This window comes from Hydrogenophaga sp. (genome assembly GCF_030656115.1).
Classification (GTDB): domain Bacteria; phylum Pseudomonadota; class Gammaproteobacteria; order Burkholderiales; family Burkholderiaceae_C; genus Hydrogenophaga.
Genome location: NZ_JAUSOO010000165.1, coordinates 22,493 through 31,324 on the forward strand (window position 1 = coordinate 22,493; position 8,832 = coordinate 31,324).

General features: G+C 65.4%; 6 protein-coding genes. 2 read left to right on the plus strand and 4 right to left on the minus strand.

All coding sequences use genetic code 11. The features are described 5' to 3' along the window. Window positions 1-171 precede the first annotated feature (171 nt). On the plus strand, window positions 172-3,162 hold the full coding sequence (gene uvrA, locus Q7J58_RS21490) for an excinuclease ABC subunit UvrA (RefSeq protein WP_304831977.1): 2,991 nt from the start codon (window positions 172-174) through the stop codon (window positions 3,160-3,162). Window positions 3,163-3,376: 214 nt separating this feature from the next. Here uvrA and Q7J58_RS21495 read toward each other — a convergent pair whose 3' ends face one another. From Q7J58_RS21495 to Q7J58_RS21505, 3 genes are read right to left on the minus strand one after another with little or no spacing between them, the layout of a single operon-like run. Beyond that, a complete protein-coding gene (locus tag Q7J58_RS21495) occupies window positions 3,377-5,242 on the minus strand; it encodes a 3'-5' exonuclease (RefSeq protein WP_304831966.1) in 1,866 nt (621 codons plus the stop codon). A 58-nt stretch (window positions 5,243-5,300) separates the two neighbouring features. After that, window positions 5,301-6,125, minus strand: coding sequence for a MipA/OmpV family protein (locus Q7J58_RS21500; RefSeq protein ID WP_304831967.1), 825 nt, complete (start codon window positions 6,123-6,125; stop codon window positions 5,301-5,303). Between the two features lie 40 nt (window positions 6,126-6,165). Further along, entirely contained in the window at window positions 6,166-6,699 is a 534-nt protein-coding gene (locus Q7J58_RS21505) for a hypothetical protein (protein WP_304831969.1), read from the minus strand. Window positions 6,700-6,863: 164 nt separating this feature from the next. On the opposite strand from Q7J58_RS21505, the gene Q7J58_RS21510 reads away from it, so the two are divergent. After that, complete coding sequence (locus tag Q7J58_RS21510) at window positions 6,864-7,514, plus strand: CYTH domain-containing protein (RefSeq protein ID WP_304831971.1); 651 nt, start codon at window positions 6,864-6,866, stop codon at window positions 7,512-7,514. Between the two features lie 7 nt (window positions 7,515-7,521). On the opposite strand, the gene Q7J58_RS21515 is transcribed toward Q7J58_RS21510, so the two are convergent. Then, window positions 7,522-8,532, minus strand: coding sequence for a hypothetical protein (locus Q7J58_RS21515; RefSeq protein WP_304831973.1), 1,011 nt, complete (start codon window positions 8,530-8,532; stop codon window positions 7,522-7,524). Window positions 8,533-8,832: the final 300 nt, after the last annotated feature.

Here is an 8,832-nt window from a genome sequence, read left to right on the forward strand (position 1 = left end):
GGTCGGCACCCGGCGAAAAACCGCACGGCGCCTTATCATGTTGGGTTGCCTTTTTAACGCCAGAGCCTGCACTGGTGCCCCGCCTTGAACCCCACCTTGCCCTCCTCCTCGCGCCTGGAACCGCTGTCAGCGCCCACCCCACCGACGCCCTCGCCCGCCCAGGCCGCAGCCCTGCGAACGGCCGCGCTGCTGTCGGTGCGCGGTGCCCGCACGCACAACCTGAAAAACATCGACCTCGACATTCCCAAGCACGCGCTGGTGGTCATCACCGGGCTGTCGGGCTCGGGCAAGTCGAGCCTGGCGTTTGACACGCTGTACGCCGAGGGCCAGCGGCGCTATGTGGAAAGCCTGAGTGCCTACGCACGGCAGTTTTTGCAGCTCATGGACAAGCCCGACGTGGACCTGATCGAAGGCCTGTCGCCCGCCATTGCCATTGAGCAAAAAGCCACCAGCCACAACCCGCGCTCCACCGTGGGCACGGTGACCGAGATCCACGATTACCTGCGCCTGCTGTACGCCCGCGCCGGCACGCCGCACTGCCCCGAACACGATCTGCCGCTGGCCTCGCAAAGCGTGGCGCAGATGGTGGACACGGTGCTGAGCCTGCCCGAGGGCACCCGGCTGATGATTCTGGCACCGGTGGCGCGCGAGAAAAAAGGCGAGTTCGCCGAGCTGTTCGCAGCCATGCAGGCCCAGGGCTATGTGCGTTTTCGGCTCAACGGCCAAGTGGTGGAGGCCGAAGCCCTGCCCGCGCTCAAAAAAACCGAGAAGCACAACATCGACGTGGTGATCGACCGCATCAAGGTGCGCTCGGTGGAAGAAGAGGGAGCCCATCCACAAAGGCAAAGGCTGGCCGAGAGCTTTGAAGCCGCGCTGCGCCTGGCCGACGGCAAAGCCATTGCCCTGGAAATGGACAGCGGCACCGAGCACGGCTTTTCGGCCAAGTTCGCCTGCCCGGTGTGCAGCGACACCGTGGGCGAGCTGGAGCCGCGCCTGTTTTCGTTCAACTCGCCCATGGGCGCCTGCCCCACCTGCGACGGCCTGGGCCACACCGACGTGTTCGACCCAGCCCGCGTGGTGGCCTTTCCCACGCTGAGCCTGGCCAGTGGCGCCAACAAGGGCTGGGACCGGCGCAACGGCTACTACTTCGCCATGATCGAGAGCCTGGGCGCGCACTACGGCTTTGACGCCGAAGCCGCCTGGGACAGCCTGCCCGAAGCGGTGCAGCAGGTGCTGCTGTACGGTTCGGGCGCGGAAGAAATCAAGTTCAGCTACGCGCTGGAGTCGGGCGAAAAGGCCGGCAAGAAGATCAGCAAGAAACACCCGTTCGAAGGCATCATCCGCAACTTTGAGCGGCGCTACCGCGAAACCGACAGTGCTGCCGTGCGCGAAGAACTGGCGCGCTACCGCGCCACCCAGCCCTGCCCCGACTGCGGCGGCGCACGCCTGCGCAAGGAAGCGCGCCACGTGTTTGTGGGCGAGGGTGCGCAAAAACAGCCCATTTACAAAATCAGCCACGTCACGCTGGGCGAAGCCCTGGCCTACTTTCAGGTGCTGCACCTGCCCGGCGCCAAGGGCGACATTGCGGCGCGGGTCATCAACGAAATCCGCCAGCGGCTGAAGTTTTTGAACGATGTGGGCCTGAACTACCTGAGCCTGGACCGCAGCGCCGAAACGCTCAGCGGCGGCGAGGCGCAGCGCATCCGCCTGGCCAGCCAGATTGGCAGCGGCCTGACCGGGGTGATGTACGTGCTGGACGAGCCCAGCATTGGCCTGCACCAGCGCGACAACGACCGCCTGATTGCCACGCTGCAGCACCTGCGCGACCTGGGCAACACGGTGCTGGTGGTGGAGCACGACGAGGACATGATGCACGCCGCCGACCACGTGATCGACATGGGCCCCGGCGCCGGCGTGCACGGCGGGCGCGTCATGGCGCAAGGCACCTGCGCCGAGGTGATGGCCACGCCCGGCTCGCTCACCGGCCAGTACCTCAGCGGCGCACGCACGATTGCCGTGCCGAGCCAGCGCACCGCCTGGCTGCCGGTGAACAAAGCCGCAGCGGCGGCCAGGGCCGCGCCCATCAAGTCGCGTTTTCCCATGAGCCCCGCCGCCGAACGCCGCAGCGCGCGCGAGGCCGCACACGTGGCCACGCTGGGCGAGCTGCAAGAAATTCGCGTGGTCAACGCCACCGGCCACAACCTCAAGAGCGTGAGTGTGGCCTTTCCGGTGGGCCTGCTCACCTGCGTCACCGGCGTGTCGGGCTCGGGCAAATCCACCCTGGTGAACGACACGCTCTTTGCCGCCGTGTCGCGCACGCTGTACCGCTCGCACGAAGAGCCCGCCGAACACGAGGCCATTGAAGGCATTGAGCATTTCGACAAGGTCATCAACGTGGACCAGTCGCCCATTGGCCGAACCCCACGCAGCAACCCGGCCACCTACACCGGGCTGTTCACCGGCATCCGCGAGCTGATGGCCGAGGTGCCCACCGCCCGCGAACGTGGCTACGGCCCGGGCCGCTTCAGCTTCAACGTGGCCGGGGGCCGCTGCGAGGCCTGCCAGGGCGACGGCGTGGTGAAGGTGGAAATGCACTTTTTGCCCGACGTGTACGTGCCCTGCGAGGTCTGCCACGGCCAGCGTTACAACCGCGAAACGCTGGACGTGCAATACAAAGGCAAAAACATCGCCCAGATTCTGGACATGACGGTGGAACAGGCCCACGCCTTCTTCGGCGCCGTGCCCACGCTGCACCGCAAGCTGCAAACCCTGATGGACGTGGGCCTGACCTATATCCAGCTGGGGCAAAGCGCCACCACGCTATCAGGCGGCGAAGCCCAGCGCGTGAAGCTGGCGCTGGAGCTGAGCAAGCGCGACACCGGGCGCACGCTCTACATCCTGGACGAACCCACCACCGGCCTGCACTTCGCCGACATCGAACTGCTGCTGAAAGTGCTGCACCAGCTGCGCGACGCGGGCAACACCATCGTCGTGATCGAGCACAACCTGGACGTGATCAAAACCGCCGACTGGCTGATCGACATGGGGCCTGAAGGCGGCTCCGGCGGCGGCACGGTGCTGGCGCAGGGCACGCCGGAAGACATTGCGGCGCATGAGGGCAGTTATACCGGGCGGTATTTGGCGCGGTTGCTGGGGGGTTGAGTCCTTCGGGTGTTCCGGGGTCTTTTTGGAGCCCTTTTTTCATCAAAGAACAGATACGGCCCATAGAAGCACCGGGACACCAGCAATTCTCATTTTGAAAGGCGCGCAGAGCCCCCACTCCAACCTTCCCCCAGCGGGGGAAGGGGCCAGACATCCTCTCGGGCCAGCGCCTGTGTGCGGGAATGTCTTGACTCCCTCCGTTGAGCCGTTGACCTCAGCGCGCAGCAGCGAACTGCTGCGCCACCGCCTCCAGCGCGTTCTGCACCCGCTGCACCATGGGCGAGGTGGCGGCGGTCGTCAGCACCAGCTCGTGGGTGGCGCGTGTCATGCCCACGTACAACAGCCGCACCTCGTCTTCCATCGCTTCGTTTTTGTAGGGCATGGCGTCCAGCGCCGCGATCACCACCAGCGGAAATTCCAGGCCTTTGACGCTGTGCAGCGTCAGCAGTTTGATGCTGGGGCGCGTCCAGTCGAACGCCCTGAAACCCGGGTCGTTCATCGACTGCACGGCCAGGCCGTTGCGCCGCAAGGCCCGCGCCACACCGTCCATGTGCGACTTGATGCGGAACAACACCGCCATCTCGTCCAGCGCGCGGCCCGCCGCCACGGCCTGCTGCATGCGCTGCGCAATCAACTCGGCCTCGGCCTGCGGTTGATCCGCCAGCAGCAACACCGGCACCGGGCCATGACGCCCGGCGGTGGCGGGCAACACCGATGGCATGGCCTCGTCGGTTTCCGTGCGGTCGGCCAGCAAACTGCGTGCGCAGTGCATGGCCAGGGCCAGCACTTCGGCGGTGTTGCGGTAGTTGAGCTTGAGGATGCTGGTGCGCCCCTGCGCCTGTATGCCCACGCTGGCAAAGTTGAACTTGCGCCGCTTCTTTTGGTAGATGGACTGCGCGTCGTCGTACAGCACCAGCAGCGAGTTGGTGGCTGGCGTCACCATGCGCGCCGCCATCTGCAGCCACGCATCTTCAAAGTCGTGCGCCTCGTCGATCAGCAACGCGGTGTATTGGCCGGCCGGCACCAGGCCGGTTTCCAGCGAGCGGCAGACCGTTTGGGTCAGGGCTTCGAAATACGCCGTGCCCTTCAAACCCTGGGGCACGTCCAGCTGGTAGGCCTTGACCAACTCCTGGCACCAGCTGTGAAACGTGCGCACCACCACCCGCTCGTCCACCCCGCGCTGGCGCAGCTGGCCGTCGATGCGCTGCGACAGCGCGCGGTTGTAGCAAAGCACCAGAATGGGCCGGTCGGGCTGCGCCGCCGCCGCGAGCTGCTGCGCCCGGAACACCAGAATCATGGTCTTGCCCGAGCCCGCCGAGCCGTGGATGACCCGGTGCCCGTCGCCCAGGGTGCGCGCCACCTGTTCTTGCTGCAAGTCCATCACCTGCATCAGGTCGGGCAAAACCCGCTCTGGCAATACCTCGCCGCTGTCCAGCAACGAAGGCTGTTGCGCCACACGAATTTCAGGAAACAGGTGCCAGCGGATGCGGTCGCGTTGCGGCAGCGACAAGGTGTGCGGGTAGCTCACGGTGAACATGCCCCAGAGCTTGTTCTGGAAATCGGCGGCGTCCACCGCCTCGTCCAGATCGTCGCGCATGAGCACCTGGTGCTCGGGAAACAGGCTGTGAAAATCCAGCCCAGCCACGTCTTTCACGGCCAGCCCGGAAAACACCGCACCCCAGCCGTAAGGGAACAGCAGCTTGCCCCTGAACGGCCCGTCGCCATGCACCAGCAGCGGGTCCAGCGCCATCAGGTTGACCAGTTCCATGGCGTAATCGCGCGCCTGGCGCAGCGGGTTGGCTTGTGTGACCAGGCCGCGCTCGGTTTTCAGCTCCACGCTGTCGCGGTTGCCGCCCGCCAGCGTGCTGCGCTTCCAGTGCTTGACCTCCAAAATCAGAATGCCTTGGCGCGGGCTCAGCACCACAAAATCGGGTTGCCGCGCTTTGGGGCCCAGCGGCACGTCGTGCCAGACCATGTAGTCGTCGGACAGGCAACGCTTGAGCTGGTGCAACACATGGCGCTCGCCGGCGTTGGCGCAGCGCTTGTCAATCTGGGTGAGTCCCTGGGGAAAGATGGCCATAGACCCAACCTTACCGCACGGATGGCCTGTTTCGCCCCCAAGGCATGGCGCCTCTCGCTCAGCGGCTGCGGTAAGCCAACCCCACTGTGGCGCCGTACACGACCTTGCGCCCCACCAGCGGGCTTTGCGCGGCCTCACCTTGCAGCTGCGACAGGTTCAGGCCCCCAAACGCCACCCAGCGCGAATTCAAGGCGCTGGTCATGTTCCAGCCCACCGACACGCGTTCCCAGCCACCGCCCAGGCGGTAGGGCGTGCGGCCGGTGGCCAGGGCCGCTTCGGAGGAGATGCCGTAGTGGGTTTGCCGGTACAGGTCGGTGCCCCACACGGCACCCAGGCCCAGGTCCCAATAGGTCTGCTCGGACACGGGGTAGCGGTAGCTCACCCCCGTGTTGAGGTAGAAGCCGCCGCCGCGCCCCAGCAGGTCTTGTGAGCCGCTGACGGACCCGCTCCAGCGCGGCCCCAGGTCCAGGCTGGCGGAGACGCGGCCGCGCAGGGTGTCGCGCACATCGGGCAGACCGGCCAACAGCGGGTCGGCGTCCGACCGTCGGCCTTCGTCGTACCGCAGCGAGGAGGTGAAGCGCCAGCCATTGGCGCTGACCAACACGGTGCTGAGGCCGGGGTCCACGGTGTCGCGGCCCACGCTGAGCAGGCTGCTGGCGCGTCCCGTGGCGAAGCGGAAACGGCCCAGCTGGAAAGCCCACAAGGGGCGCAGGCTCAGGCGCTGCTCGGTTTGGCCCACGTGAGCGGCCGACGACACGAGCGAGGCACCCACCAGGTAGTCGCGGCTGGCATCCAGCACCACGGGCTCGGCGGCCTGCGCTGCGACGCAAACACACAGGGACACAAACAGACAGCGGGTGAAGCGGGCGCGGGTGTCGGACATGGCTGCATGATACGGGCCAGACACCCACCAGGCCGACACTTCACAGACCGTTCAGGTCTTCAATGGCGTCGATCACCATGCCGGTGCCTATGGCGATGAGCAAGATATCGGCCGCCACGCGCACATATTTGTGGCCTGTGGGTGGCAGACCGATCTGCACCGACACGCTGTGGGGCACGGCGTGGTAGATGACATCGCTCGGCAGTGGGCGGCCCACACGCCATTTCTTGGCCTGACCGGGTGGCAGGCAGCCGTTGCCTTTTTTGGCCAGCCCGGGCGGGCACTGGCCGGCCTTGAATTGCGGCTGGTAGTGGTCGCGCAGTGCCTGGCGCTGCGGCTCACCAAAGTAGCCACCCAGCGGGATGTGGACAGACACGCCGGGTGCCGAGGCGGTCCGGTGCGGGGCATCGTTCACCGGGCGCTGGGTGTGGGACTTGCCCGCTTTCTCATGTTTGCCGGGCTTGTCAACCCATTCGGGCTTCTCTGCTGCGGCAGGAAAAGCCAGCGCAGCGAGTACAACACCCACACCCAGGGCATAGACTGCAGGACGGTCAGGAAAAAAGACAGCGTTCATCGTCGGGGTTCTTTCACAAAGCCTGTGGGGCGTGGTCCAAGTGGACAGGGCACGTTCGAGGCAGACATGCACCCATTGTTGAAGCGCAACGCGCCCGACAGCGTTACAAGGTGTAATGCCCTCCCAACACCCCCATCGCAACACCGCAACACCGCAACAGCCCCATGGCACAAGAAACCGAACTCAAGCTCTCACTGGACCCCCAGCACCTGCCACGCCTGCTGGCCCACCCGCGGCTGGCGGCGCAAGCGCCGCGCCGCGAGCACTTGCTCAACACCTATTTCGACACCGCCACGCTGGCGCTGATGCAGCAGCGCATGGCGGTGCGCGAACGGCAGGTGGGGGAACGCACCCTGCTGACCGTGAAAACCGCTGGCCACAGCGTGGGTGGCCTGAGCCGGCGCAACGAATGGGAGGCACCGACCACGCCGGGCCGCTTTGACTTTGCGGCCTTGGTGGACGATGCCGCGCTGGCCAGCCAACTCACCGCGCTGGCTGGCGAACTGGTGCCGGTGTTTCGCACCGACTTCATGCGCTGCAGTTGGCTGCTGGAACACGGCGGCGCGCAGGTGGAGGTGGCGCTGGACGAGGGTTTCATCAGCGCAGGTGCGGCGCGCGAGGCGTTGCTGGAGCTGGAACTGGAGCTGAAAAGTGGGCCGCAGGAGGCCTTGCTGGACCTGGCCCGCGTGCTGTCGTTGGGAACACCAGGCCAGGCCGAGCCCAGTCCGTGGCTGCACCCGAGCGACCGCAGCAAGGCCGAACGCGGGCTGGCGCTGTTTCTGGGCCAGCAGACACTTGTTGCGCCAGATTCATAAAGTTGCGTCACAACGGCACATCCCAGCGCAACGACCAACTGCGGTACTGCGTGTGTGATGTGCTCTTGCCATCGGTGGCTAGCCCCAGCGTCAACCCACGCCAATGAAGCCCCCCCGACAGCACACGGCGCTGGGGCTCCACAGCCACCAGCCACGCCACCCCCCTGCCTCCGACCGGACTGGCCCAACCCAGCCAATGCTGATCTAGCCCGGCCCAGCTTGTCGAACGCCATGTCAGCGCCCCCAGCTCTCCCCGTTCGCCCTGGATGGTGCGACGCACATCCAACTGCCAGCGGACATCCATGTTTTTCTGCCAAACCTCCAGAGATTGCTGCCCGTTGACCAACGCCGCATAGTTCAGCGATCCATCGGGATTGCGGGTTGTCACCTGTGAATTGATCAGAGAGGTTTCTCGCGCCAACGATCCCCAATGCAAGCGGGACAAGATGTCGTGGGCTCGAATGCCCAGATACCAATGGGGCATGGGTTCACCTTCCAGCGCCAGTGACAAACTCCCCCCCCAACCAGTGGGGTCCGACGGTGACAAAAAGGGGCCTGTGATCTGATTGCCCCAACGGTCTGCATTCACATGCACGTCATACGCACCACCTTGGTACGCAATTTGCCCTTCCAACTGGTTTTGGCGGGCCTTTCTCAACCGAAGCCACTGAGCATCGGCCCGCCACCGCCATTGGCCCGTCTGCATCAACGGGATCCAGGGGGAGCCCAAGCTCAGACCCGTACCGTTCCAACCCCAGCTCATGGCAGCCACATGGGCCACAACACCAACCGCAGGATCCACCTTCTGGGCGATTAGTGCAGCCAACGCAACAGCATCTTCAGTGGCCTGAACGTATGCAAATGACCGGGCCAGCACACCCAAACGCCAGCCTGTGGGATGCGTCGCTTCCAAGCCACCTTGCAGTTGGCGCTGCGCCCGGTGCGGTGAAGCCACTCCAGACAACCCCCGGTACCAGTCGGCTCGATCCAGAGCCAGCACGGGCAAACCATCGGACACAGACTGTTCATCGGTCCAAGCCGACACTTGCCACCGGGCATGCGCGTTGTCAGCGGGCGCATCAGAAGCCTGCGCCCGGCCCACAGACATCTGAAGCATCCCAAACAACACACCCCCACACCACAGATGAAAACACAGACCCCGAGCCATGCAATACCTCCCATCGGCATAGGGGGCAGCCATTATCGGCTGCACCCCTGCCACACCACCCGGCATGCGGGTCCGCACCGGGCGGTTCGAGAGCTTGAGGTCATGACAGCCTGGGCACGCCCAGCCGGTCAAAGTACGCAAGGGTCAACA

What these genes read in the sequence shown, in the direction of transcription:
- Q7J58_RS21495 (WP_304831966.1), bottom strand. Translation starts at nt 5,242, where the DNA reads ATGGCCATCTTTCCCCAGGGACTCACCCAGATTGACAAGCGCTGCGCC.
- Q7J58_RS21500 (WP_304831967.1), bottom strand. Translation starts at nt 6,125, where the DNA reads ATGTCCGACACCCGCGCCCGCTTCACCCGCTGTCTGTTTGTGTCCCTG.
- Q7J58_RS21505 (WP_304831969.1), bottom strand. Translation starts at nt 6,699, where the DNA reads ATGAACGCTGTCTTTTTTCCTGACCGTCCTGCAGTCTATGCCCTGGGT.
- Q7J58_RS21510 (WP_304831971.1), top strand. Translation starts at nt 6,864, where the DNA reads ATGGCACAAGAAACCGAACTCAAGCTCTCACTGGACCCCCAGCACCTG.